This window comes from Kiloniellales bacterium (assembly GCA_030064845.1).
In the GTDB taxonomy this organism is placed as follows: Bacteria; Pseudomonadota; Alphaproteobacteria; order Kiloniellales; family JAKSDN01; genus JASJEC01.
On record JASJEC010000030.1, the window covers coordinates 1 to 24,514 of the forward strand.

Below are 24,514 nucleotides of genomic sequence, written 5' to 3' on the forward strand. Positions count from 1 at the left end.
GCGTTCCAGAACTGGGTGTTCTCGCGCACCAGCTTGTGGTGCGGATCGTGCACGATGATCTCGACAGTCAGGGGAGAGTCGTCCTCGGGCAGGGTGTAGTCCAGCACCTTGCCGACGGTGACACCGCGGTAGATGACCGGCGAGCCGCGGTCCAGCGAGCCGAGATTATCGGTCTCGAGCACGAACTTCCGGTTCCTTTCGTCGCCCTCTTCGACGGGCGGTTCGTCCAGGCCCTTGAAGCTGAGGGTCGGCGCGCCGCTTCCCGGACCGAAGGCGATGTAGTCCCCCGAGACCAGGGTGTCCAAGCCGGAGACGCGGCCGACGCCGATCTCGGGACGCACGACCCAGAAGCGCACACCGTCGTTCAGGTGCGGTTTCATTTCCTTCTTGAGGGTCGCGTAGACGATCACCTGCGAGAGGTCTTCGGTCGGGCGGATATCGTCCACGAGGCCGGCCTCGAGGCCCTTGAAGAGGATCTTGGTCTTGCCGGCCTCGAGTCCGTCGGCGGTCTCGAAGGCGATGGTGATCGAGGGTCCCTTATCGCGGATCGTCGTGAACGCCAGCCAGCCGCCGACTAGGGCCGCGCAGAGGGGGATCAGCCAGACGACCGAGATCCGGCTGTGCCACTGGTCCTCGACCTTTGGAAGGCTGGCTTGGAGCGGCTCATTTCCGTGCTTGTCACTCATGGTCCTCGACCTCCTCCAGCGAGTCCCAGATCAGTCGCGGATCGAAAGACACGGCCGCGAAGATCGTGATGATGACGACGCCCGCGAAGCAGACAGCGCCGAAGCCTGCCTCGATGGTCGCCACGTTCTCCAGCTTGATGAGCGCGACCAGGATCGAGATGACGAAGATGTCGATCATGGACCAGCGCCCGATGAACTCGATGCAGCGGTAGAGAAAGGTCCGGTCCTTCGGTCGCCAGCGCGACTTGAGGTGCACCGAGACCAGGAGGAAGGTCAGCGCAAACAGCTTGGCAACGGGAATGGTGACGCTGGCCAGGAAAACCAGGAGCGCGATCGGCCAGTCGCCCCCGGCGATCAAGGCCCGCACGCCGCTCATGATGGTGTCCGCCTCACCCTTGCCGAAGGAGATCACGGTCATGACCGGCAGCAGGTTGGCCGGCACATAGAGAATGTAGGCGGCCAGCACCAGCGCCCAGGTGCGCGAGAGGCTGTTGGCCTTGCGCTGCTCCAGAGCACTGCCGCACCGCGGGCAGACCCGCTTCGCACCGGCCGGGACGGGCACCGCCTGGGACAGCAGCGCGCAGGAATCGCAGGAGAGCAGCGCGCGTGCCGTTGCGGTCATGGGCGCGGCGGTCATTCGGCCTCCTCGACCCGCCGCCAGACGTCCCGGGGATCGAGCGATAGGTCCGCGGCGTAGAGCGCGAAGATCAGCAGGAAGAAGGCGTAGAGAGCGACCCCCGCCTCGACGGCGCCGAAGTCCGCGAGTTTTACGAAGGCGACGAAGATCCCCAGTGTGTAGACCTCGAGCATGGCCCAGGAGCGCAGCTTGCGCACGAACTTGAAGACCACGGCCAGCCCCGGCGGCCGCCGGCCGAGCCGCAGCGGCCCGAGGACGTAGAGCATGCCGCAGAGGTAAACCAGCGGGGCCAGTATGCTGGTCAGAAAGACCAGCGATGCCAGTTCCCACATGCCCTGGGCGAAGAGGTCGAGAACCCCGGTAATCAGTCGGTTGGAGTCGCTCCGCCCCTGGAGCTGGAAGGCCATCAAGGGAAAGGCATTGGCCACAACGAAGAGGATCAGGCCGGCTACAGTAAAGGCCAGGGTTCGATCCATGCCGTCGGGCTTGTTGCGGTAGAGGACCGCGCCGCAGCGCGGGCACTTGGCGGCGGCGCCGGGACGGAGGGAAACCTCCTGCACCAGAAGGTCACAGTCGCGGCAGGCGACGAAGCGGCCGTCGCGCCCGTGGTCCCGCTCCAGCTCGATGTCAGCCGATGACATCCACAGCGTCCCTTTGCCCCCGTCGGTCGGGCGTCCGTCGCGCCGCGAGGACAAGGCAGAGCGCCCTTTCGAAAGTCGAATTGCTTGATCTTCTATCAGGATATCCACGTGGGCAAGCGGCGCGATGGCGCCCGGCAATCACGCGATATCAACAACTTCGAACCGGGCCGCGCGCTCGAGCGCGAGCGGACCGGCCCGGCGAACGCCATGGCACCCGACGACGTCCGGAACGCTCCCGGCCCGAGCGCGGAACCGCCCGCAAGAGCGCGGCGACGTGGCCGGTTCAGCCGATGCCGCCCTTCCTGTGCTAGTCATAGAGGTGACCGCAGACGAGGCCGGTCGATTTGTCTGGCCCAAGGGACCAACATCCGATTGAGGCCTTCTATCCGAGGAGGAAGCAGTGAACGACCGCGGGCTCTTTTCCTTCGACGAGGAGATCGACCGCCGTTTGGTGCCGGCGTTGAAGGTCCATCCCCGTGTGCTCGGCCGCGATGGCGCCGATCTCTTCGCCGCCGGCGTGGCCGATATGGATTTCAAGGCGCCGCCGCCCGTGCTCGATGCGCTGCGGCGGCGGCTCGAGCACGGCATCTTCGGCTACGAGGCCGTGCCCGACGGCCTGATCCCGGCCCTCACCGGATGGCTGCGTTCGCGCCACGGCTGGCGGGTCGAGGAAGGGCATGTGCTGCGCGCGCCCAACGTCCTCAATCCGCTCGCCGTCGCCGCCTCGCTGTTCACGAGACAAGGCGACAACGTGATCGTCCAGCCGCCCGTGTTCTTCGACTTCTTCGATATCCTGCGGGAGAACAACCGCGGGCTGGTCGCCAACCCCCTGATCCTCGAGGACGGCGCCTACCGCATGGACCTCGACGACCTGGAAAGGAAGACCGCGGATCCGCGCACGCGCATGATCTTCCTGTGCAACCCCCACAATCCGGTGGGCCGAGTCTGGCGCCCGGACGAGCTGCGCCGGCTGGGCGACATCTGCGCGCGCCACGGTGTCCTCGTCGTCTCCGACGAGATCCACGGCGACATGACCTTTTTTGGCGGCCGCTACACGCCCTTCGCCTCGCTCGGTCCGGACTACGCCGCCAACGCGGTCGTCTGCCTCTCGCCGGCCAAGAGCTTCAACATCGCCGCCTGCTGCTCGGCCTTCACCATCATCTCGGACGACGCCCTGCGCGCCGCCTTCCAGGCCGAGAACAGCCGGCTGACGGTGAACAAGAACAACGCCTTCGCCAACGTCGCCATGGAAGCGGCCTACCGGGAAGGCGAGCCCTGGCTCGACGCGGTCCTCGCCTATCTCGAAGGCAACGTGGCGCTGGTCCGTGAGCGTCTCGCGGCGCTTCCCGCCGTCCGGCTGATCGAGCCCGAGGGCACCTTCCTGCTCTGGCTCGACTTTCGGCATCTCGGCCTGGCGCCGGTCGAACTGACGGCGTTTCTCAGGGAGAAGGCGAAATGGGCCGTCACCCGCGGGCCAGCCTTCGGCCAAGAGGGCACTGGTTTCGCCAGGGTCAACATCGCCTGTCCGCGCGCCAGGCTGGCGACGGCCCTCGACCGGCTGGCCGAGGCGCTCGGCTCCGCTTGAGCCGGCGCCGGCAGCGGGGCCAGAAAGTATTTCCATCTCAACAGGATCCCCTTTAGGTTCCCACCGCCGGCCTTCCGGCGTTTCTTGTCTTCGCGGCGCTGCGCCGCACCCGGGTTTGGCTTCGTGATCGACGTGATCGACCGCCGCAATCTTCAAGTCTTCCATCCCTTCGCCCGTTTGAACCGCCTGCTCGAGGATATCCCGCCCGGACCCTCGCCGGCGGCCGACGGGCGGCCGGTCCTGCTCTCGGTCGGCGAGCCTCAGCACCAGCCGCCGGCCTTCGTCGCCGAGGAGCTGGCGCGCCACGCCGCGGGCTGGTCGCGCTATCCGCCGGCCCGGGGCAGCGCGGACTACCTGCGGGCCGCGGGCGAATGGCTGGTGCGGCGCTACGGGCTCGACGAAGGGGTGCTCGCGCCCGGCGGCATGCTCGATCCCGAGGCGGCTCTCCTGCCGCTGCCGGGCACCCGCGAGGGGCTGTTCTTTGCCGCGCTCGCGGCCATCCCGCCGGCCGAGGCGGGCGGCGAAAAGCCGGCGGCGCTGATCCCCAATCCCTTCTACCATGTCTACGCCGGGGCGGCGGTCGCTGCCGGCGCCGAGCCGGTTTTCGTTCCCGCTCCGGAAGAAACCGGCTATCTGCCGGACTTCGAGGCCCTCGACCCGGCGGTGCTCGACCGGGCCGCGGTCTGCACGCTCTGCTCGCCCGCCAATCCCCAGGGCAGCATCGCCGATCTGGACCGGCTCGAGCGCCTGATCCGCCTGGCGCGCAAGCACGGCTTCGTGCTCCTGCTCGACGAGTGCTACACCGAGCTCTACAACGACGCGCCCCCGCCAGGCGGGCTCCAAGCCGCTACCGCGCTGGGCGGCTCGCTGGAAAACCTTCTGGTGTTCCACTCGCTCAGCAAGCGGTCCAGCGCGCCGGGCCTGCGCTGCGGCTTCGCCGCCGGCGACCCGGCGCTGATCGACGCGCTGGACGCGATCCTGAGGGTCGGCGGCGCCGGCGTGCCCCTGCCGGTCCTGGCGGCCGGCGCGCGGCTGTGGCGCGACGACGCCCACGCCGCCGCCAACCGGGCCCACTATCGACAGAATTTCGCCATCGCCGAGCGTATCCTGGGCGGGCATCCCGGCTTCCATCTGCCGGCCGGAGGCTTCTTCCTCTGGCTCCGGGTCGGCGACGGCGAGGCGGCGGCGCGCGAGCTCTGGGCCCGTGCCGGCATCAAGGTACTGCCCGGCGGCTATATGGGCGCCCAAGACAAGACTGGAGAAAATCCCGGAAATCCCTATATCCGAGTGGCTTTAGTCTATGATCACGCGTTAACCGAATCGGCCCTCCGGCGGGCCGCCGAACTCCTCTAGTTTCGGAGGCAAAAGGCCAAGACCGTGGCAAACGGCACGATCACCCGCAAGCGGGCCCGCGGCACCCAGTTTCTGCCGCCGAGCGTCAGGCAAGGCCTGGCCCGCGGCCTGCTCCTGATCACCGGCCTGTCGCTGATCGCGCTCGCCGCAGCGTCTTTCGTCGCCTGCATCACCTACGACTCCCGCGATCCCTCGTGGAATCACGCGATCGAAGGCCCGGCCCGCAACTTCCTGGGCGAGCTGGGGGCGATCGCGGCCGACTTCCTGCTGCAGTCCCTGGGTCTGGCGGCCTTTCTCCTGCTGCTGACCATGTTCGGCTGGGGCTGGCGCCTGCTGCGCGACCGGCGCCCGCCGCGCTGGTGGCTGCTCAAGCTGGCGCTGATCCCGCCCAGCCTGCTGCTGTCGGCGGCGGCCCTGGCGGCGGTCGCCGAGCCGCAGTGGGGCTACATCACACAGCTCGGCGGCGCCTTGGGCGAGACGGTCTACCGTTGGCTGACCGACACCTCGGGGCTGGACTACCGGGCCGTGATCACCGGCTCGGCGGTCCTCGGCGGCCTCGGGTTCCTCCTCACGGTCGCGATCACCCGTGACGAATGGCGCGCGGTCGGCCGCGGCCTGCGCTGGCTGTTCACTGCCGCTCTCGGCGCGCTGGGCCGAGCAGCGGCGAGCACGCCCTCTGCGCCCGCCCCGGGCCGGCCGGCGCCGTCGCGGCCCGCCAAGCGGGTGGCCGAGGAGAAGCCCGCGCGTCGGGAGCCGAGCGTGGCCCGGCCTGAGCCGGCGCCCGACCTGGTCGAGGCCAAGCCCCGCCCAAAGCCCGGCAAGGCGCAGAAGCAGGCAGGCCAGCGGCGCCTCGATTTCGGGCCGAGCGGCGGCTACGAGTTCCCGCCGCTCGACCTGCTGTCGCTGCCCAAAGGAAGCGGCCAGCACGCCGGTCCCAACCGCGACGCCCTGGAGAAGAATGCCCGCCTGCTCGAATCGGTGCTGGAGGACTTCGGCGTGCGCGGCGAGATCGTCAAGGTTCGCCCCGGCCCCGTGGTGACCCGCTACGAGCTGGACCCGGCGCCGGGCACCAAGACCAGCCGGGTGGTCGGCTTGGCAGACGATATCGCACGGTCGATGAGCGCCATCTCGGTCCGCGTCGCGGTGGTCCCGGGCGCCCACACCATCGGCATCGAGCTGCCCAACGCCCAGCGCGAGGTCGTCTACCTGCGCGAGCTGCTCGGCGCGCAGAGCTTCGACCGCTTCAAGGGCAAGCTGCCGCTGATCTTGGGCAAGGACATCGGCGGCGCGCCGATGATCGTCGACCTCGCCAAGATGCCGCACCTCCTGATCGCCGGCACCACGGGCTCCGGCAAGTCGGTCTCGATCAACGTGCTGATCCTGTCGCTGCTCTACCGGCTGACGCCGGAGACCTGCCGCCTGGTGATGATCGACCCGAAGATGCTCGAGCTGTCGGTCTACGAAGACATCCCGCACCTTCTGTCGCCGGTCGTGACCGATCCCAAGAAGGCGGTGGTCGCGCTCAAGTGGACCGTGCGCGAGATGGAGAACCGCTACCGCAACATGTCGCGCCTCGGCGTGCGCAACATCGACGGCTACAACGAGCGGATCGCCACGGCGCGGCGCAACGGCGAGGTGCTGACCCGGCGGGTGCAGACCGGCTTCGACCCCGACACCGGACAGCCGATCACCGAGGAGCAGCCCTTCGACCTCGAGCCGCTGCCCCATATCGTCGTGGTGGTCGACGAGATGGCCGACCTCATGCTGGTCGCCGGCAAGGAGATCGAGTCTGCGGTGCAGCGCCTGTCGCAGATGGCCCGCGCCGCCGGAATCCACCTGATCATGGCGACCCAGCGCCCCTCGGTTGACGTGATCACCGGCACGATCAAGGCCAACTTCCCGACCCGGATCTCGTTCCACGTCACCTCGCGGATCGATAGCCGGACCATCCTGGGCGACATGGGCGCCGAGCAGCTGCTCGGCCACGGCGACATGCTGTTCCTGGCCCAGGGCGGGCGGATCACCCGGGTGCACGGCCCCCTGGTCACCGATCAGGAGGTCGAGGAAGTCGTGAACCACCTGAAGCAGCAGGGCCAGCCGTCCTACATCGAGGCGATCACCGAGGACGAGGAAGCGGGCTTCGAGGGCGTGGCCGGCGGCGGCGACAGCGGCGACGAGCTCTACGACCGGGCGGTCGCGGTGGTCTGCCAGCACCGCAAGGCTTCGACCAGCTTCGTGCAGCGCCACCTGCAGATCGGCTACAACCGCGCGGCCCGGATCATCGAGAAGATGGAGGCCGAGGGCGTGGTCAGCCCGGCCAACCACGTCGGCAAGCGCGAGGTTCTGGTTCAGGGTCCGGACGGATGACCGGCCGCCGGCCGCCGTATCAGGGACGAGGGTCCGGATTGGGCGAGAGGAAGAAACCGGCATGATCACGCGACGCGGACTGCTCCGCGGGGCTCTGGCGGCGGCCGCCTTGCCGGCCCTGAACCCGCCCGGCGCCCGGGCCGCCACGCCGCCGCCCGAGATGGAAGCGGTGCTCGAGGCCGAGCGTTACCTCAACGGGATCGACACCCTTCAGGCGCGCTTCGTCCAGATCTCCTCGAACGGCAACTTCGCCGCCGGCGAAGTATTCGTGCGGCGCCCCGGGCGCCTGCGCTTCGAGTACGACCCGCCGGTTCCCATCGTGATGATCGCCGACGGGGTCAACCTGCTCTATTACGACAAGGAGCTGAAGCAGGCGACCTTCGTGCCGCTGTGGGAGACCCCGCTCTGGTTCCTGATCCGCGAGAAGGTCGACTTGCAGAACCTCTCGGTCTCCGAGGTGACGCGGGAGACCGGTACGGTCCGCATGACCGTCGCCGAGAAGGACGCCCCCGAGACCGGCCGCGTGACCCTGGTCTTCTCCGACCGGCCTTTCGCGCTGCGCCGGTGGAAGGTGACCGACGCCCAGGGCATCACCACGCAGGTCACCCTGCAGGACGCGCAGCTCGGCCGCGACCTGCCCGACGATATCTTCGACACCAGCGAGCTCGACCCCTACGGCTTCCGCGGCGGCCCGCAGAACTAGCCGAGGCACCGATCGGTGCGACCAGGGTCCGCGGTGATTGCCGCTGCGGTCCTAGATCAGCCGCCAGGTACGTCTGATGTGGTGCTCCTCGCGTCCGCGCTGACAAGGCCGAGCATCTTCAGCAGATGGATAAGGAGTGGTGACAAGAACATCGGGACTTGAGAGATCGCGACATAGATCGCGAAATCATGACCGGCGGCGGTCCCGATCAGCGCATAGGTGAGCCCGACGTTTCGGTACACGCTGAGGATCGCCGCCGCGACCATGAGATCCCAACCGACCGACCAGAACAAGGCGACGGTCCCGATCACCGTGGCCAACGCGAAGCTGACGGCGAGCAGCAGGAAGATGATGACGCGCTCGGGGTCGGACTCGATCTTCTCAGCGACCCCATCCATGATGCCGACAGCGAAAATCAGCAGCGCCGCCACGGCGCCGATGCGAAGAGCGCCGAAGGCCTGTTTCTTGCTTCTCGCCGGCAGGCGCTTGACCAGCCAGTTGATGAAGATCGAGAGGAAGAGGGGCGTCAGGAGGAACACGCCTACCCGCGAAGCATATTGCGAGATCGAGATATCCAGGCCGTCTCCGCCGAGCGCCTTCCCGAATACCAGAACGGTCACCGGCATGAGGAAAGTCGACAGGACCACGCCGTTGATCGGCAAGCGGCTGTTGATCTTAAAGAGGTGCGCGATGGTCGGGGCTGCGAAGACACTGCCGGATACGGCCGTCGCCAGCACCATCAGATGCAGATCGGCCGGCAGGCTGAAGGCCCAGCCCATGAGAATGACCAGCAAGGGTATGAAGGCCATTTGCCAGAGCATGATACCCCAGACCGAGGGTTCCGGCCTGGTCAAGACCGACACCGGCTGGTCGGTGGACAGCGAGAGCGAGAAGGTCAGGAGCAGGAAAAGGGACGGAAAGACGAGGGGTGCCGCGAACGCCGAGAGCGGCGGAAACACGACCGCCGCGCAGACCAGCACAGCCAGCATAACAGGTACGATCGCGCTGGTTGCAGTTTCTTGTGATTTCAGCATTAGACTGAATAATTCCCCGGTATGGCCACGCAGTACTTAACCCATATTGCTTTATAGTTGGTATCGGAAAATGAATTTAGAATTAAATTGAACGTTTTTTCGAATATTTGGCGAAATTATTATTAAGGTCTTTTTAATTGGTTCTTGGTAGGTCTCGCATACAAGAGGCCATAACTCTTTGAAGGCACAGCGGACAATCGAAGAATGAGACGCTCGTTCGGTATTCTCTGTCTGACCATTGCGGCGATCCTCTGGGCTCCGATTCCCGCACTGACCGCGGCTGAGCGATGGGACATGCCCATGGCCTACGCCCCGGGCAACTTCCACTCGCAGAATGCCTCGATGTTCGCCAAGGCCGTTCTCAGGGCGACCAACGGCGAGCTTGAGATCGTGGTTCACGCCGGCGGTTCCCTCTTCGCCGGCGGAGAGATCAAGCGCGCGGTTCAGACCGGGCAGGCGCAGATCGGCGAACGCCTCATGTCCGCCCTCTCGAACGAGCATCCGCTCTTCGGGATCGATGCGGTGCCGTTCCTTGCGACCAGTTTCGACCAGGCCTGGCGTCTCTACCAGTCCTCCAAGCCCGAGATCGAAAAGCTCCTGCTCGAGCAGAACCTGGTGTTTCTCTACGCGACGCCGTGGCCGCCCCAGGGCCTCTACGCCGACCGCGCGATCAACGGCGTTGGCGACATGCGGGGCATGAAGTTCCGGGCCTACAATCCGGCGACGTCGCGGCTCGCGCAGTTGATGGGCGCGACGCCGACCCAGATCGAGACCGCGGAGCTGTCACAGGCGCTCGCGACCGGCGTCGCGAACTCCCTCATTACCTCGGGCGCAACGGGCGTGGACCGCAAGGTCTGGGAGCATCTCTCGCACTTCTACGATCTGCAGGCCTGGCTTCCGAAGAACATGGTGTTCGTCAACAAACAGGCCTGGAATTCGCTGGATGACAGAACGCGCGCACTGGTCCGCGGCGCGGCGGCCATGGCCGAGGCAACCGGCTGGGCCCGCTCGGAGGACTTGGCCGACCGCTACCTGGCGACCCTTCGCCAGAACGGGATGATCGTCCAGCCACCCGGAGAGAGGCTCGCGCGCGAGGTCCAGGAAATCGGCGATCAGATGACGCAGGAGTGGTTGGCCGAAGTCGGTCCTGCTGGCGAACGGGTGCTCTCCGTGTTTCGCAGTGACCGACAGTTCGCGAAGCGTCGCTAGCCCCTACAGCGGTCGGTGCTCTCTCATGCGCCGCGGCTTGGATCTGCTCTATGCCGCCGGAGCGGGATTGGGCGGCGTGTGCCTCGTTGGGATCGTTCTCCTCGTCGTGGCCCAGGCGGTCTCGCGCTGGCTCGCGACCCCTCTGTCCGGGGTACCCGAGTTCGCCGGCTATGCCATGATCAACGGATTCTTCCTTCCCTTCGCCTACGCCTTCCGCAAGGCCGCGCACATCCGTATTTCGCTGGTCGTTGACAGGCTGAGCGGCAAGGCGCGCCAAGCGGCCGAGCTCATTTGCCTGGCCATAGGCTTCGGCCTCGCGAGCTACTTGGCCTTCTATATCTGCCGCATGGCTCTCTTCTCCTTCCAGATCGGCGACATCAGCCAAGGGGCGGATGCGACGCCCTTGTGGATTCCCCAGGCGGGCCTAGCCGTAGGGGCCATCCTCTTCGCCTTGGCCATCGCCGACTCACTGATTGAATGCCTCGCTGCTTTCCGTCGTCCCGTCTCCGCCGCTCATTCCACGGCATCGACCCAATGAGCGGCGAAACCGTCACCGTCATCATCTACCTGGCGACCCTCTTCGCCCTTCTGGGAAGCGGCGTCTGGGTCGGCCTGACCCTGCTCGGCGTTGGCGTCCTGGGAATCCTGCTCTTCACGCCCCGCCCGGCTGGCGATGCCATGGCCACTATCATCTGGAGCGGGCTTTCCAGCTGGCCTCTGGTGGCGCTGCCCCTGTTCATCTGGATGGGCGAGATTCTGACCCGGTCTCATACCTCGTCCCACCTCTTCACCGGTTTGGCGCCAATCGTGACACGCCTGCCGGGCCGACTGCTCCACGTCAACATTGCCGGATGCACCCTCTTTGCGGCGATCTCCGGTTCCTCCGCCGCCACGGTGTCGACGGTCGGCAAGATTTCGCTGCCGGAGCTGAGGCGGAGGGGCTACCCGGAGTCGATCGCCGTCGGCAGTCTGGCCGGCGCGGGGACCTTGGGATTGTTGATGCCGCCCTCGATCATCCTGATCGTCTACGGCGTCAGCATCAACGAATCCATACCGAGGCTCTTCATGGCCGGCGTCGGGCCCGCGATGGCGCTGGCCCTGCTCTTTGTCGCCTATGTCGCCTCCTGGTCTTTGGCCAATCGGCATCGATTTGCGGACGAGGACGACCCGGAGGCACGCAGCGTCGAACTGTCAAAGACCCTCAGGCTCGTCCCGCTCGCCGCCCTAATCGCGCTCGTTCTGGGCTCGATCTATTACGGCTTCCTGACGGTCACCGAGGCAGCCGCCCTGGGCGTGCTGGGCGCCCTGGCCCTGTCATGGTTGGACGGCAGCCTTTCGCTGAGATCGCTTTTCCAGGGGATAGAAGGCGCGCTGAAGACCTCCTGCATGATCGGCTTGATCTTGGCGGGCTCGGCGACGGTCACGCTGTCCATGGGCTACACCGGGATCCCCAGGACCGTCGCGGAGACAATCTCCGATTTCAATCTCAGTACCGGTGAGCTTCTGCTGCTGCTCGGCCTGTTCTACATCATCCTCGGCATGTTCATCGATGGCATCTCGGCCGTCGTCCTCACGCTGGCGGTCATCGAGCCGATCATCCGGGAGGCCGGCATCGATACCATCTGGTTCGGAATCTTCCTGGTCATCCTGGTTGAAACCGCACAGATCACCCCGCCTGTCGGTTTCAATCTCTTCGTCATCCAATCGATGACGCGGCGCGACATTCTCTATGTGGCGCGCGCCGCTGCGCCGCTGTTCTTAATCATGATCGTCATGCTATTTCTGATATGGCTCTTCCCAAGTATTGTTCTCTATATTCCGACAACACTCTAAAATATTCGCAAAATATTAATCCGTTCTTGTGAGAAGTGTACTGGGTATATTTCTGTTCGGGGAGGACGGGCATCATGGAAGCGGGTCTCGGGGAAGCGAGAAGGGAAGAGACGCCCGTGGCGGCCCAGGCAACCGGTGACTACCTGGCTGACCTGGTGGATGGCGCTGACGCCGGACTCGCAATCTTCGACGCCAACCTTAACCTTATCCGGTCCAACAGCAGCTACGCCCGCCTGTTCGACTACAGTCCCGAGGAAGTTCGACCGGGCGTGCCGCTCCAGGAACTGATCCGTATCAAGCTAGAGCGTGCCAAGATCGATCCAGAGACGATCGTCAGCCGAACCGCTCTGATCACAAAGCAGATCAGGCCCGGGACCAGGTTCGAGTTCAACTTTCGAACGTCGCGCGGAAGAACGCTCAGAATCTCCAGAAACTGTCTGCCCAGCGGCAGCCTGGTGGAAACGGTCCACAGCATCAGCGAAGACAAGTCTGCGCCGCATCTCAACCCGGACGCGGCCCAATTGGCAGAAATGGCCCGCGCCCGCATGACCCATGCCCTGGAATGCATGGCCGACGGTTTCGCTCTCTATGACGCCGATGATCGGCTGGTCACCTACAACCGGAAATACGTCGAATTCAATCCGCATATCGCCGACCTGATCGCTCCCGGAGCGAGCTTCGAGGCCATGCTGCGCGAAGGCGTCGACCGGGCGGGTTTCAATACCGGCTCGATGTCCAAGGAGGACTTCTTCAACTGGCGCATGAAACTGCACCGCGAGCCCGATGCACCCTATGAGGTGCAGTTGGCCGACGGTCGCTGGATCCTGGTTCACGAGAAACGCACCTACGACGGCGGCATCGTCGGCATACGTTCCGACATTACGGAGCTGAAGCGGCGGGAATCCGACATTCTCCGGATGACCCAGGAGCTGCGCCGAAAGAACATCGAGTTCGATACGGCTCTGAACTACATGGTCCAGGGGCTCTGCATGTTCGACGACGAGCAGACACTCCTGGTCTGCAATCGGCAATATCTGGAGATGTATGGCTTCGATCCGGACATCGTGAAGCCGGGCATCAAGCTTCGAGAAATCATGGAGTACAGCGTATCGATCGGAAACTACACCGCTGAAGAAGCGGAAAGGGCGATTGCCGAGCGGCCAGACCACGCGAAGCTCCGTGAACGCGCGACCCTGAAACAGCATCTCAGAGATGGCCGAGTGATCGCCGTCATGCACGAGCCGATGCCGAACGGCGGCTCGATCGCGACATATCAGGACATATCCGATCTCGAGAACCACGAGAAGAGGCTCCAGGAGTACACGAGAAAGCTCGAGATCTCGAACCGGGAGCTTCAGGACTTCGCCTACGTGGCGTCACACGACCTGCAGGAACCGCTCCGCAAGATAGAAGCCTTCAGCGGACGTCTCTCCCACAAGCACGCAGCAGAGTTGTCGGAAGAAGCCCAGGACTTCATCGAGCGGATGCAGCATGCCGTGGTTCGGATGCGGGATCTGATCAACGACCTGCTCGACTTCTCGAGGGTGACAACGAACGCGAGGCCGTTTCAGCGCACTGACCTGAACAGGGTGATCGCCGGCGTCATGTCAGATCTCCAGGTGGCGGTCGAAGAGTCCAATGCGGATGTTGTCATCGAAGACCTGCCGACGATCGACGCGGATCCGACCCAGATGCGCCAACTCCTTCAGAATCTCGTCGGCAATGCTCTGAAGTTCTCCAAGCCGGGGCAGAAACCCAGAATCGAGATCGCCTCGACCATCCTGTCACGGTCCCCGAACGAAGGTCAGCCGGATCTATGCAGGCTGACCTGCAGCGACAACGGAATTGGTTTCGAGAACAAGTACAAGGAGCAGATCTTTACCATCTTCCAGCGGTTGCACGGCCGGGGTGAGTACGAGGGAACCGGCATCGGGCTGGCGACCTGCCGGAAAATCGTCGAGAGGCACCACGGCGAAATCGACGCCGACGGGAAACCGGATCGCGGGGCGACGTTCTTCGTCACGCTTCCGGTATCGCAGGTCTAGAGGCTTTGGCGAGAGGATTACAATGATTCGAGACAGCATAGGTGTATTGGTTGCCGAGGATGACCCCGATGATCGCCTTATGATCAAGGAGGCCTTCGAGGAATACTGCGTTTCGAACCCTCTCACCTTCGTCAAGGACGGCGAGGACCTGATGGATTATCTCTACCGGCGCGGGCCCTATGCCCACCTCGGCGATGAGCCTCTTCCAGGTATCATCCTGCTGGACCTGAACATGCCCAAGAAAGATGGGCACGTTGCCCTTCAGGAGATCAAAGCGGACCCGTCTCTGCGGAGAATTCCGGTCGTGGTGCTCACGACCTCGCGTTCCGAAGAGGATATTGTTCGCAGCTACGGTCTCGGCGTCAGTTCCTTTATCAGCAAACCCGTCACCTTCGATGGGCTCTGCACCGTCGTCAAAGCGCTCCGTCACTACTGGTTCGAGATCGTCGCGCTGCCGAAGAACGATCTCGCCGAGGCTCGATTCAACCGCCGTCCCGGCTGACGGGTGTGTCCCCGCAGGCCCCTTTGATAAGGCGAAGTTAGGAGGAACCAGAGATATGACCGAGTCGGTGGGGATCCTCGTCGCGGAAGACGACCCCGATGATCGCCTGATGATTGGAGATGCTTTCGACGAGAACCGAGTCACCAATCCGCTCACCTTCGTCAAGGACGGCGAGGAGCTGATGGAGTATCTGCAGCGCCGAGGCTCCTACGGGCACCTCGCCGGGCAGCCCTATCCGGGGATCATTCTGCTCGATCTCAACATGCCGAAGAAGGACGGCCGCGTCGCCTTGAAGGAAATCAAAGCCGACCCGGATCTGAGATCTATTCCCGTCGTTGTGCTGACAACCTCGAAGGCCGACGAGGATATCGTCCGAACCTATGGCCTCGGGGTCAGTTCCTTCATAACGAAGCCGGTGACCTTCGAAGGCCTGTGCCGCGTGGTGCAGACCTTGCAGCACTATTGGTTTGAGATCGTCGCGCTACCCCCGAATTGCCGCCCGACGGCTTAACGTGCCTCGTTGATTTTGCGAACTCGGATCGCTGCATTTCCATCTAGCGCCGCGGGCGCGGACGCTCCAATCGGTCTCTCCTAAGCCCCACCATGCCTTTGCTGCGTGTTGGTTAAAGCTGGATCAACTATTCAAACCCAGGAAAAAACTGACCAAGTTTGGTGAAAACTGTAAAAACAAAATAATGACATTTGTTTTATTGAGGTGTGCTGGGGTGTTTACACACTTTTAGTAGTTTTATATTACAAATTCTTAGGTCTATTTAAAAAAACACTTAATATTAACAGGCGGGTATCACGAGGGGGCATCACCGGTGCGCAGGCAAGTAATGCGGGTTCTTGTAGTCGAAGATGACGAAGACGATTTTTTCCTGACGTCTGACGTATTGAAGTCGATTGAACGGGTCCGTTTCGAGACGACTTGGCGTCAGACTTTCAGCGAAGCCTTCAGCACAATCAAGGCCGAACCCTTCGATGTGGCGCTCATCGACTATCGGATCGGAAGCAAGACGGGCATTGATTTCGTGAAGGCGGTTCAAGCCGCCGAGATCGATGTCCCCATGATCCTGCTGACCGGTTTGCGCGATGAGCAGATCGACCTTGCCGCCAGCGAGGCAGGCGCGTCCGACTACCTCAACAAGGACGAGCTCACGCCCAGCGTGGTCGAGCGCTCGATCCGCTTCGCCTGCGCCAACGCAGCGAACCGGCGCTCCCTCGCCGAGTGGGGCAGCCTGCTCCAGACCACCCTCGACAACACCGGCTCCGGCGTGGCCGCCGTAGACGCCTCTGGCAACCTGGTGGCGTTCAATCAGCGACTGGGCGAGATGCTCAGCCAACTCGGGCACCAGATGGGCCCGGTCGCCCTCCAACGCGACCTGCCATGCGAGAGCGACAACGCCTTGGGAGCCTATGTCACGGAAGTGCTTCGACGCATTGAACGCGGACAGCAGCCGAATGGCGAGCTGGAGACGGCGGATGGCCGGGTATTCGACCTGTCGGTGAACAAGACGAGCGAAGGCGGCTGCGTCATCGTGATCCGGGACATCACGGAACAGAGACAGTTCGAGCTCGGCCTGCAAGCCGCCAAAGAGGAGGCAGAGGCGACGAGCCGCTCCAAGACCGTGTTCCTTGCCACGATGAGTCATGAGCTTCGGACCCCGCTTAACGCCATAATCGGGTTCTCAGAACTGATCTTGAATGGTGTCCGGGGTCAGCTGCAGCCCGTTGCCTATCGGGAGTACATTGAGGACATCCTGGTTAGTGGCCGTCACCTCCGAGAATTCATCGACGAGATTCTCGCGTTCTCGAAAGCCGAGGGCGGGCAGAGCGGTATCATCAAGGAGAAGCTCGACCTGAGGTCGGAGCTGGATTTCTGCCTGCGGCTCACGATGCCGAGCGCCGAGGGCAAAGAGATAGAGCTCCAATCGAACCTCGACGACGTCGATTGCTATCTCTGCGCAGATCGGACGTCGCTGCGCCGGATGCTGATAAACCTGCTGTCGAACGCCGTGAAGTTCACGCCCGTGAACGGAACCGTTTCGGTAATGGCGGATCAGCGGGATGACGGCTCTCTTTCGATCTCGGTCTCGGATACGGGAGTCGGCATCCCCGAGGAACATTTGCCCCTCGTTCTCCAGCCCTTTCACCAGGTCAATGCGACGGGGAAACGAACGGTCGAAGGGAGCGGTCTGGGGCTCGCCATCGTGAAATCCCTGGCCCGGCTGCACGAGGCCAAGCTGGAGATACGGTCTACTCTCCAGCAAGGCACCACCGTCGAGATCAATTTCCCCCAGCACGCCGTCATCTCGAAGAACATCAAGAAGCAAGGCCGAAAATCGCCTGCACTTCGGACAATTGCGCTGTAGCAGCAACAGAGTGAATAATTATGATTAAAAACAGTATGCTATTCTTTGATGTTATTTACACATTATTAGAATATTTTCTTTAAGTCTCTGGTAATAGCTTCGGGGAGTTAGGGGGGGCAGGTCTTGTCACAGTCGACCGTTGAGCGAGCTGGCATTGATCGCCGGTTCCTTCCGCGTGCAGATCCGGGTCGAAGGGCAGAGGATGCCGCCGGTCTTACCGTGGCGAGCCATGGCCAGGAGACCGAAGAGGTCGTGCGACCGCTGGTCCACATAGGGCTCCTGCTGGTCTTGTCGATCATCGGCCTGGGGCTGATCTTCTACGCCAACGCCAGCTATGCGCCGCTGCTGTTCGACCGGACCGCGGTCAAGACCGTCGCCAACACCCTGGCCACGGGCAAGAACTACGCGACCTTCGACCTCAACATCGAGAGCCGGACTCTGCGCCGCGCCCACATCGCCGGCCTCGCGAAGGCGCCGGACGTTGCCGTGATCGGCGCCAGCCACTGGCAAGAGGCTCACAGCGACCTGCTGCCGGACCGCGACTTCTACAACGCCCACGTCCACCGGGACTACTACGAGGACGTTCTAGCCGTCACCGAAATGTTCGTCAGCGCCGACCGTCTGCCCCGACAGCTGATCATCACCATCCGGGACAACTACTTCACGCCGGTCGCCGATCGGACCGACTTTCTCTGGATGCCGGCCATTCCCCACTACCGGGCCATGGCGGAGCGTCTCGAGTTTCCCATGCATCCCTGGTTCGACACGATTCCGCTGCCCCACATCCGCCAGGCCGTGTCGCTGGCCCTGCTGAGGGCCCACGTCAAGCGCTGGAACGATGCGCCCGAACTGCCCCATGTCACCAGCGCCGAGAAGCACGACACGCTGGATATCCTGCTGTCCGACGGCTCGATCAAGTGGTCGCGCAAGCACGACGCGCTCTTCTCGGCGGACTATGCTCAGGCCCGCGCCATGGAGTTCGCCGAGCAGAGGCGCAACGACCCGCCGAAGATCGATCCCTTCGGCGTCGCCACGGTCGACCGCGTGCTGGCCTTCCTGAGCGAGCAGGGCGTCGAGGTGTTCCTCGCCCACCCGCCCTTCAACCCGATTTTCTACGACGCGGTCCAGGGCACGCCCTACGAGGCCGGGCTGGAGAAGGTCAAGCAAGAGACCCGCGCGCTGGCCGCCAAGTACGGTTTGCAGATCGTCGGCAGTTTCAACCCCCGCGACCTGGGCTGCGGTGCCGAGCTCTACATAGACGCCGAACATTCGAACCCGCGGTGCCTCAAGAGAATCCTGGAGCAGTACGCGAAGCTGGACGCCGCCTTCGAGATCTCGTCGGGCCCGACCCGCGAGCCGATGATGGCCGAGGGCGGTGAGGCGGAATGACCTTCAACTCCTTTGAATTTCTGCTGATCTTCTTTCCGGGCGCCTACATCGGCTTCCTGCTGATCCACAAGATCGGCGGCTGGCGCGCCGTCTATCCCTATCTTGCAGCCGTGTCGCTCGCCTTCTATGCCCACTGGAGCCTGCTGCTGGTCACGGTGCTGGCAACCTCCGTGCTGTGCAACTACGCAGTCGGCAGCGCGCTGATCGAGCTGCGCGAGCGCAAACATCTGTCGAAGATCCTGCTGCTGCTCGCCGTCGCCGGCAACATCGGCGCGCTGGGCTATTTCAAGTACACCAACTTCCTGATCGACACGACCAACCTGGTGGCTGGCACCGGCTTCTCGCACCTGGATCTCATCCTTCCGGTCGGCATCTCCTTCTACACCTTCATCCAGATCGGTTTCCTGCTCGAGGCCTACAGCGGCACGGCGGCGCGGCCGACCTTCGATCGCTACGCCCTCTTCGCGACCTTCTTTCCCTGCGTGACCGCCGGGCCCTTAGTGCTGCAGAGCGAAATGTTCGGCCAGATGGGCGACCGCAAGGACCCGGCATTCTCCAGCTGGCGCGTCATGGTCGGCACGACGCTGTTCTGCATGGGGCTCTTCAAGAAGGTGGTCTTCGCCGACACTATCGCGCCCTACGCCGACCAGGTCTTTGCCGGCGTGGCGGCGGGATCCGGACTGGACATGGCGACGGCCTGGACCGGTTCCCTTTGCTACACGTTGCAGCTCTATTTCGACTTCTCCGGGTACAGCGACATGGCCCTCGGCTTGGGCTACCTCTTCGGTATCAAGCTGCCGCTCAACTTCAATTCCCCGCTGAAGGCGACCAGCATATCGGATTTCTGGCGCCGTTGGCACATGACGATGACCCGCTTCTTCACCAACTTTCTGTTCAGCCCCTTGGCGATGAAGAATACGAGGCGGGCCTTTGCGAAGGGCTATACCCCGGTGCAGCGCTATCTCAGCGCCGCCGCCTGGCCCATCGTGCTGACCTTCCTGATCGCCGGGATCTGGCACGGCGCCGGCTGGACCATGGTCGTCTACGGCCTGATCCACGGACTGGCCCTCGCGGTCAATCTCGGCTGGCGGGAATTCAAGATGCCCGCACTGCATCCCGTGGTGGGCTGGGGCCTCACGATGTGTGTCGTCGTCAGCGGCCTGGTCGTTTTCCGGGCGCCGGACCTCGCCACGGCGGGCCAGATTCTCGCGAGCATGTGGGGCCTAGCGGCGTTCTTAACCGAACCGGCGTCGTTTGTGCAGTTGGATCTTCAGTGGGCCCTGCCGCTGGTCACGCTGCTGGGCGCCATCGTTCTGCTGATGCCGAACACGCAGGAGATTCTGCGCCGTCATTGGGTCAGTTCGGACCCCAAGCCTGCGGAAGATCGTGCGCCGGCTTGGCAGCTTGTCTGGAAGGCGACCCCCACCTGGGCCTTTGCGACCTCGGTCGTCGTGGTCCTCGCCATAGGCTCAATCAAGGGCCAATCGACCTTTCTGTACTACCAGTTCTAGGCATTGATTCGGGGAGCACATCATGAATGAGCTGAGCCCAGGTCTGATCGAAGTAAAGATCCCCCTGCCGAAGACCGTCGACGACGTCCTGGCGAGTGATATTGAGAAGGAATCGGTATTCGTTTCGCCCTTTCTTCAAAAGATCACCGTAGAGAGCGACCGCGCGAGCGCGCGCCTCTTGATGAAGAGCAGCGCGCCGCAGGACGAGGTGTTGGACAAGGCGTCGCGCTACCTCGAGACGATGGTCAAGCAGATCAGTGGATTTGAGACCAAGGTCTTTCTGGAGAACCGGCGCAAGGACCCCGGAACCTACCTTGCCGACGCCGGTGCGGCCCTCACCCAGGCCGGCTGGCTGCACGACTACGGCAAGGGGCAGGTCGCCTATCGCGGACCGGTTCTGAACCTCGCGCGCCTGATCGACAGCAAGGCGGCCGAGCTCTACAGCCAGGCTCTCGGCGCGGAGGACGGCCATTTCCCTGCGCTCGTCGATGCCGAGACGCTGCACAAGTGCGGCTACATCGACTCACATCCCAATGCGGTCACCTTCCTGGGCAACATGGTCGAAGACTTCGATGCCATCGAGGAGTTTCGGGTCGCGAATTCCTGCTCGGAAGGCGCGCTGCTGCCACCGCATGAGCATGTGCACGTCGATGGCATGTGCCTCAATCCGGCGGCCTGCTTTCCCTGCTATCCAACCCTGAGAGGCCGGCGCATGGACGAGGGCGAGTGCTTCAGCTGGCTCGGCCGCGTGTTCCGCTACGAGTCGCGCAACATCTCGGGGCTCGAGCGCCTCTACGAGTTCAGCGTGCGCGAGCTGGTCTACGTCGGCAGCGAATCCTTCACGCAGGAAAGCCGCCGCAAGTCCCTGGAATGCGTCGGACAGCTGGTCGAGTTCTTCGACCTCGACGCGGTGGTCCAGACCGCGACGGACCCCTTCTTCGCGACTGTCTCGGCCGCCAGGAAGTACTGGCAGCATTCCCAGGAGGTCAAGAACGAGATCCTGATCCCCTTTGCCCAGGCTGACGGTACGGAGAAGCTCCTGGCCTGCGGGTCGATCAATCTCCACGGGGATTTCTTTGGCTCTCGTTTCGAGATTGCAGACTCCAGTGGAGAGGCTGCAAACACCGGCTGCGTCGGTCTCGGGATCGAGCGCTGGGTTCTCGCCTGCTTCAGCCAGCACGGCCTCGATCCGGATCGTTGGCCGGAGCGCGTGCGGGAAAGCGTCTTTTAGCTTTGCTCCCCGTGAGCAGAGAAGAGAGCCGGCCGGTTCTCGGTAAATGCAGAAGTGGGATGTTTTCATGAAGCTGGAAAATCTCTTCGCCAATCTCCTTCAAGAGCCACTCGAATCGATCAACGACGATACGAGTCCGCGGAACACGAAGTCATGGGATTCCCTCAAGCACCTGGAACTCGTGATGGCGGTCGAGGGCGCCTATTCCGTGCAGTTCACAATGGCGGAAATCGTCGGTCTGAATTCGGTCGGACGGGTTCGTGAGCTCTTGAAAATGAAAGGCGTTGCGGCCTGACCCTGCTGCGGCAAGGCCGCCTCGTAAGTGGTGGGCAGGGAAAAACCGAATATTATTAAAAATCAACTCGAATTTGTACATAATTGTATTCGATATATACTTTCCGTTATCTACAAAAACGTGATAAGTTGTTAGCCGTAATATCGAGCGTTTTGTGAAAAACGGCGTTCATCTGCGGGGAGACGAGAGGATGAACGAGATAAGGAACTATAAGCAAAAGATTAAGTGCCTTTTTGTCGATGACGACGAGGACTATGTCCTTATCCTAGAGGACTTGCTTCAGACTCTGCCGCACTTCGATTTTACCCTGCATTGGGAGCCCAAGTACGCACCTGCTCTCGAGAAAATCGTCGCCGGAGAGTACTCTGTTTGCTTTGTTGATTATTTTTTGGGTGGACAGACTGGATTGGAGTTTATTTCAGCCGCCTCGCAAGCGGATACCATCGTCCCCATGATCTTGTTGACGGGCGCAGATGATCCGGAGATCGATTTCAAGGCCAGCAAGGCCGGCGCCGCCGACTTCCTCTCCAAGGACGATCTGACCAGCGCGACCTTGTCGCGCACCCTTCGCTATACTCTGGCGAACGCAGAAAAGAATCATGCCCTACGCCAGAAAAGGGCTGAGCTGGGCAAAGCGATAGAATCGCTTTCCGAACAGAAAGAGCTCCTGCAGTCAGCGCTGGATAACACCAAACACGGCATCGCCATGTTTGACGCCGGGAATTGCCTGATCGCCTGCAATGCGCAGTATCACACCATCTATGGTTTTAGCCCCGACGTCGTCAAACCTGGCGTGAACATCGAAGAAATCCTCCGCTACAGCATTTCCTTGGGCAACTACATCGACGTCGATGCAGAGCGGTTCCTGAAGGAGCGCATGCTGCAAGTGTCTTCGCACGCCACGTCGACCTATGAACAGCAACTCAAGGATGGGCGCACGATCGCGGTCAGCCATCAGCCCGTGGCAGGCGGACGATCGGTCACGACCTGTGAGGATATCACCGGGATCCTGGCGGATCAGCGACGCCTCGCCGAGCTCGCGCGCGAAGCCGCGTTGGCTGAAGCAGAATCCAGGGCAAAGGCGAAGTTTCTTTCCAACATGAGCCACGAGCTTAGGACGCCGCTCAACGCCATCATCGGGTTCGGGAACTCCATCAATGAAGCAAAGTTCGGCGCCCTAGGTGACAACTACAAATCCTATGGCGGGTTCATTGCCGAAAGTGGGCAGAGACTCTTGAACACGATCAATCAGGTCCTGGATATGTCGCTGCTGAGCGTGAAGGAGGCAGCTCTTGAGGAAAGCGAGTTCCTGCTACGTGGCGTGGTCTTGGAAGCGGTCGAAAGATACAGAAAGGCCGTCGCGGCGAAGGAAATCGACCTGAACCTGAGGATACCCATCGAACATCTTCGCGTGCGCGGGGATAGCGAGAAGATTGCGCGCGCTATCGAGAACGTACTCGATAACGCGGTCAAGTTCTGCCCGCCCGGCGGAACGATCGTCGTGTGCGCGGAACGCGACGGTGCGGGTGAGCCCGTCGTCTCGATATCCGACACCGGCGAGGGCATTCCGGAAGATCGGATCAATTCCCTCCTGTTGCCGTTTGAACAAGAGGAGTCGCACTACTCCCGCACGCATCAAGGCGCGGGGCTCGGCCTGTCAATTGCCATGGGCCTGATACGGCTGCACGACGGTGACATGACCATTGCGAGCGGCGTCGGTACCGGAACGACGGTCAGGATCGCGCTGCCCATCGAACGTGTGGTCACGGAAAGCGCTCCTTCGGACTCTCACCAAGTCGCCTGAATCGCGCTCGTTTGCCGCCGCGACGGCCAGGATCACTTTTCGACCGGCGTGTAGAGATCCGGGTTCAGAAGGTGCGAGAGATCGACGTCCTCGCTGCTCAGGCCGTCTTCGCTCACCAGGATCGCGAACGCCGGCCGGTCGGACGTCTTCGGCTCCACCGCATCGACGATCCAGACGTGCCTGTGGTCTCCAGCCTTCCAGTACTTCGTTCCCTCCATAACCTCAGTCATGGGATCTCCTCTGCTGCGAAAGGTTCGGACGTTAGAAGCGATTCTTCCGTGGAAGTCGGCGCCGAACCGGTAACGCCAGACCAGGGCCTGCGATCGGCAGGTGATCGCTCGTCAAGGCGGCCCGGGGTGCGGCTACCCTGCACACGATGCCTAGCCGCCGCGATGACCTAGATCAGTGAAGCGGGTTTCGCTCGAGGCTTCGGCCCCGCCCGGCACTCTCGTGACTAGCCGGCACGGGATCGGAACGGCGCCCAGAGGAGCCGAGGCAGGCTGAGCTCGCCGCGGCCTTCGACGCCGATCTCTAGATCGGCCGAGCGCCGCGTGCCGCTGCGCGACCCGAAGAGCGGGTCCCAGAGGCTCAACACCGTGGCGTAGTTCGAATCCGTGTCCCGCCTGACCGCGTGGTGGTGGACCCAGTGGATCGAGGGCGTCACGAAGACCCGGGATAGCGCTTTTTCGAGCCGGGCCGGCAGGCGCAGGTTCGAGTGGTGAAAGATGGTCGCCACGAGCACCAGGGCCTCGAACACCAGGATCGACTCGAAGGGAATGCCGAGCAGGACGATGATCACGGCCCGCGCGGCCGCCGAGAGCAGCAACTCGCCGAAGTGAAAGCGCAGCGCCGAGGTGGTGTCGAGGAAGCGGTCCAGGTGGTGCACCTGATGAAAGCGCCAGAGGAAGGGCACCACGTGGTTCGCTCGGTGCCACCAGTAGATCAGGAAATCGAGCAGCAGCAGATCGAGCAGGAGGCCGCCGGCGCCGCTCCACCATTCGGGGCGCCAGCCGAGCGCCTGGGTGCTGGCCCAGTACGACACCGGCAGAACGACCAGCGGCGAGAGGCCCACGTTCAGCAGCCAGAGCCCCAGGTTCCGGCCGAGCCGCCGCCATGCCGGCTTCGTTTCGTCACCGGAACGAAGGCTGGGCGGGAGCTGGGCGGCGGGCGCAAGGCGTTCGCCGGCGAACAGCAGGGCCAGCCAGGCGAGGATGACGACGCCCTTCCACGTAAGCAGCTCTTCCATACCCGGCCATATGGCCGCCAGTGCCCGGCGAGACAAGCGGCTCCGGGTTGCCAGGGCGCGAATCCACC

General features: G+C 63.1%; 23 protein-coding genes. 16 read left to right on the forward strand and 7 right to left on the reverse strand.

The window, feature by feature from the left end:
• From QNJ67_12615 to QNJ67_12625, 3 genes are all read right to left on the reverse strand, one after another.
• Positions 1–686: MlaD family protein (locus QNJ67_12615; GenBank protein MDJ0609812.1), on the reverse strand; the 686-nt coding region annotated here is incomplete at its 3' end.
• Complete coding sequence (locus QNJ67_12620) at positions 679–1,323, reverse strand: paraquat-inducible protein A (GenBank protein ID MDJ0609813.1); 645 nt, start codon at positions 1,321–1,323, stop codon at positions 679–681. The genes QNJ67_12620 and QNJ67_12615, both read right to left, overlap by 8 nt.
• Complete coding sequence (locus tag QNJ67_12625) at positions 1,320–1,964, reverse strand: paraquat-inducible protein A (protein MDJ0609814.1); 645 nt, start codon at positions 1,962–1,964, stop codon at positions 1,320–1,322. The genes QNJ67_12620 and QNJ67_12625 overlap by 4 nt, the downstream gene beginning before the upstream one ends.
• 400 nt (positions 1,965–2,364) lie before the next feature.
• On the opposite strand from QNJ67_12625, the gene QNJ67_12630 reads away from it, so the two are divergent.
• The 4 genes from QNJ67_12630 to QNJ67_12645 all read left to right on the forward strand — a co-directional run bounded on the left by QNJ67_12630 (position 2,365) and on the right by QNJ67_12645 (position 7,972).
• Positions 2,365–3,549 (forward strand): MalY/PatB family protein, encoded by a 1,185-nt coding sequence (locus tag QNJ67_12630; GenBank protein ID MDJ0609815.1) that lies wholly within the window; start codon positions 2,365–2,367, stop codon positions 3,547–3,549.
• 123 nt (positions 3,550–3,672) lie between these two features.
• The gene (locus QNJ67_12635) at positions 3,673–4,902 is read left to right on the forward strand and encodes an aminotransferase class I/II-fold pyridoxal phosphate-dependent enzyme (protein ID MDJ0609816.1); all 1,230 of its coding nucleotides are present in this window, start codon (positions 3,673–3,675) and stop codon (positions 4,900–4,902) included.
• Between the two features lie 24 nt (positions 4,903–4,926).
• Positions 4,927–7,269, forward strand: a complete 2,343-nt coding sequence (locus QNJ67_12640) for a DNA translocase FtsK 4TM domain-containing protein (GenBank protein ID MDJ0609817.1) — start codon at positions 4,927–4,929, stop codon at positions 7,267–7,269.
• Positions 7,270–7,330: 61 nt separating this feature from the next.
• On the forward strand, positions 7,331–7,972 hold the full coding sequence (locus tag QNJ67_12645; protein MDJ0609818.1) for an outer membrane lipoprotein carrier protein LolA: 642 nt from the start codon (positions 7,331–7,333) through the stop codon (positions 7,970–7,972).
• A gap of 56 nt (positions 7,973–8,028) precedes the next feature.
• Here QNJ67_12645 and QNJ67_12650 read toward each other — a convergent pair whose 3' ends face one another.
• A complete protein-coding gene (locus QNJ67_12650) occupies positions 8,029–8,961 on the reverse strand; it encodes a hypothetical protein (GenBank protein ID MDJ0609819.1) in 933 nt (310 codons plus the stop codon).
• 249 nt (positions 8,962–9,210) lie between these two features.
• On the opposite strand from QNJ67_12650, the gene QNJ67_12655 reads away from it, so the two are divergent.
• The 7 genes from QNJ67_12655 to QNJ67_12685 all read left to right on the forward strand — a co-directional run bounded on the left by QNJ67_12655 (position 9,211) and on the right by QNJ67_12685 (position 16,970).
• Complete coding sequence (locus QNJ67_12655; protein ID MDJ0609820.1) at positions 9,211–10,215, forward strand: TRAP transporter substrate-binding protein; 1,005 nt, start codon at positions 9,211–9,213, stop codon at positions 10,213–10,215.
• Positions 10,216–10,252: 37 nt separating this feature from the next.
• Entirely contained in the window at positions 10,253–10,753 is a 501-nt protein-coding gene (locus QNJ67_12660; GenBank protein ID MDJ0609821.1) for a TRAP transporter small permease, read from the forward strand.
• Positions 10,750–12,048 (forward strand): TRAP transporter large permease subunit, encoded by a 1,299-nt coding sequence (locus tag QNJ67_12665; GenBank protein MDJ0609822.1) that lies wholly within the window; start codon positions 10,750–10,752, stop codon positions 12,046–12,048. The genes QNJ67_12660 and QNJ67_12665 overlap by 4 nt, the downstream gene beginning before the upstream one ends.
• A 74-nt stretch (positions 12,049–12,122) precedes the next feature.
• Positions 12,123–14,093: a PAS-domain containing protein gene (locus QNJ67_12670; protein MDJ0609823.1), complete on the forward strand. Its 1,971-nt coding sequence runs from the start codon at positions 12,123–12,125 to the stop codon at positions 14,091–14,093.
• Between the two features lie 22 nt (positions 14,094–14,115).
• Positions 14,116–14,595 carry a response regulator gene (locus tag QNJ67_12675; GenBank protein MDJ0609824.1) on the forward strand — a complete coding sequence of 160 codons (480 nt, stop codon included), beginning with the start codon at positions 14,116–14,118 and terminating at the stop codon, positions 14,593–14,595.
• A gap of 55 nt (positions 14,596–14,650) precedes the next feature.
• Positions 14,651–15,106: a response regulator gene (locus QNJ67_12680; GenBank protein MDJ0609825.1), complete on the forward strand. Its 456-nt coding sequence runs from the start codon at positions 14,651–14,653 to the stop codon at positions 15,104–15,106.
• A 313-nt stretch (positions 15,107–15,419) separates the two neighbouring features.
• On the forward strand, positions 15,420–16,970 hold the full coding sequence (locus QNJ67_12685) for an ATP-binding protein (GenBank protein ID MDJ0609826.1): 1,551 nt from the start codon (positions 15,420–15,422) through the stop codon (positions 16,968–16,970).
• Positions 16,971–17,096: 126 nt separating this feature from the next.
• Here QNJ67_12685 and QNJ67_12690 read toward each other — a convergent pair whose 3' ends face one another.
• Positions 17,097–17,240 carry a hypothetical protein gene (locus QNJ67_12690; GenBank protein ID MDJ0609827.1) on the reverse strand — a complete coding sequence of 48 codons (144 nt, stop codon included), beginning with the start codon at positions 17,238–17,240 and terminating at the stop codon, positions 17,097–17,099.
• Here QNJ67_12690 and QNJ67_12695 point away from each other — a divergent pair.
• The 5 genes from QNJ67_12695 (at position 17,223) to QNJ67_12715 (ending at position 23,200) form a co-directional block, all read left to right on the forward strand.
• A complete protein-coding gene (locus QNJ67_12695; protein MDJ0609828.1) occupies positions 17,223–18,359 on the forward strand; it encodes a hypothetical protein in 1,137 nt (378 codons plus the stop codon). The two genes, QNJ67_12690 and QNJ67_12695, sit on opposite strands and share 18 nt — an antisense overlap.
• The gene (locus QNJ67_12700) at positions 18,356–19,870 is read left to right on the forward strand and encodes an MBOAT family O-acyltransferase (GenBank protein ID MDJ0609829.1); all 1,515 of its coding nucleotides are present in this window, start codon (positions 18,356–18,358) and stop codon (positions 19,868–19,870) included. The genes QNJ67_12695 and QNJ67_12700 overlap by 4 nt, the downstream gene beginning before the upstream one ends.
• 22 nt (positions 19,871–19,892) lie before the next feature.
• Positions 19,893–21,101, forward strand: a complete 1,209-nt coding sequence (locus tag QNJ67_12705) for a hypothetical protein (protein MDJ0609830.1) — start codon at positions 19,893–19,895, stop codon at positions 21,099–21,101.
• Positions 21,102–21,168: 67 nt separating this feature from the next.
• A complete protein-coding gene (locus QNJ67_12710) occupies positions 21,169–21,396 on the forward strand; it encodes an acyl carrier protein (GenBank protein ID MDJ0609831.1) in 228 nt (75 codons plus the stop codon).
• Positions 21,397–21,586: 190 nt separating this feature from the next.
• Positions 21,587–23,200 carry a PAS-domain containing protein gene (locus tag QNJ67_12715; GenBank protein MDJ0609832.1) on the forward strand — a complete coding sequence of 538 codons (1,614 nt, stop codon included), beginning with the start codon at positions 21,587–21,589 and terminating at the stop codon, positions 23,198–23,200.
• A 32-nt stretch (positions 23,201–23,232) separates the two neighbouring features.
• On the opposite strand, the gene QNJ67_12720 is transcribed toward QNJ67_12715, so the two are convergent.
• Both QNJ67_12720 and QNJ67_12725 read right to left on the reverse strand, forming a co-directional pair.
• A complete protein-coding gene (locus tag QNJ67_12720) occupies positions 23,233–23,430 on the reverse strand; it encodes a hypothetical protein (GenBank protein ID MDJ0609833.1) in 198 nt (65 codons plus the stop codon).
• 224 nt (positions 23,431–23,654) lie between these two features.
• Complete coding sequence (locus QNJ67_12725; GenBank protein ID MDJ0609834.1) at positions 23,655–24,446, reverse strand: sterol desaturase family protein; 792 nt, start codon at positions 24,444–24,446, stop codon at positions 23,655–23,657.
• Between the last annotated feature and the right edge of the window lie 68 nt (positions 24,447–24,514).

Coding starts and splice junctions, on each gene's coding strand:
- QNJ67_12650 (MDJ0609819.1), bottom strand. CDS start 8,961: ATGCTGGCTGTGCTGGTCTGCGCGGCGGTCGTGTTTCCGCCGCTCTCG.
- QNJ67_12680 (MDJ0609825.1), top strand. CDS start 14,651: ATGACCGAGTCGGTGGGGATCCTCGTCGCGGAAGACGACCCCGATGAT.
- QNJ67_12645 (MDJ0609818.1), top strand. CDS start 7,331: ATGATCACGCGACGCGGACTGCTCCGCGGGGCTCTGGCGGCGGCCGCC.
- QNJ67_12700 (MDJ0609829.1), top strand. CDS start 18,356: ATGACCTTCAACTCCTTTGAATTTCTGCTGATCTTCTTTCCGGGCGCC.
- QNJ67_12715 (MDJ0609832.1), top strand. CDS start 21,587: ATGAACGAGATAAGGAACTATAAGCAAAAGATTAAGTGCCTTTTTGTC.
- QNJ67_12720 (MDJ0609833.1), bottom strand. CDS start 23,430: ATGACTGAGGTTATGGAGGGAACGAAGTACTGGAAGGCTGGAGACCAC.
- QNJ67_12675 (MDJ0609824.1), top strand. CDS start 14,116: ATGATTCGAGACAGCATAGGTGTATTGGTTGCCGAGGATGACCCCGAT.
- QNJ67_12625 (MDJ0609814.1), bottom strand. CDS start 1,964: ATGTCATCGGCTGACATCGAGCTGGAGCGGGACCACGGGCGCGACGGC.
- QNJ67_12670 (MDJ0609823.1), top strand. CDS start 12,123: ATGGAAGCGGGTCTCGGGGAAGCGAGAAGGGAAGAGACGCCCGTGGCG.
- QNJ67_12710 (MDJ0609831.1), top strand. CDS start 21,169: ATGAAGCTGGAAAATCTCTTCGCCAATCTCCTTCAAGAGCCACTCGAA.
- QNJ67_12665 (MDJ0609822.1), top strand. CDS start 10,750: ATGAGCGGCGAAACCGTCACCGTCATCATCTACCTGGCGACCCTCTTC.
- QNJ67_12705 (MDJ0609830.1), top strand. CDS start 19,893: ATGAATGAGCTGAGCCCAGGTCTGATCGAAGTAAAGATCCCCCTGCCG.
- QNJ67_12725 (MDJ0609834.1), bottom strand. CDS start 24,446: ATGGAAGAGCTGCTTACGTGGAAGGGCGTCGTCATCCTCGCCTGGCTG.
- QNJ67_12655 (MDJ0609820.1), top strand. CDS start 9,211: ATGAGACGCTCGTTCGGTATTCTCTGTCTGACCATTGCGGCGATCCTC.
- QNJ67_12620 (MDJ0609813.1), bottom strand. CDS start 1,323: ATGACCGCCGCGCCCATGACCGCAACGGCACGCGCGCTGCTCTCCTGC.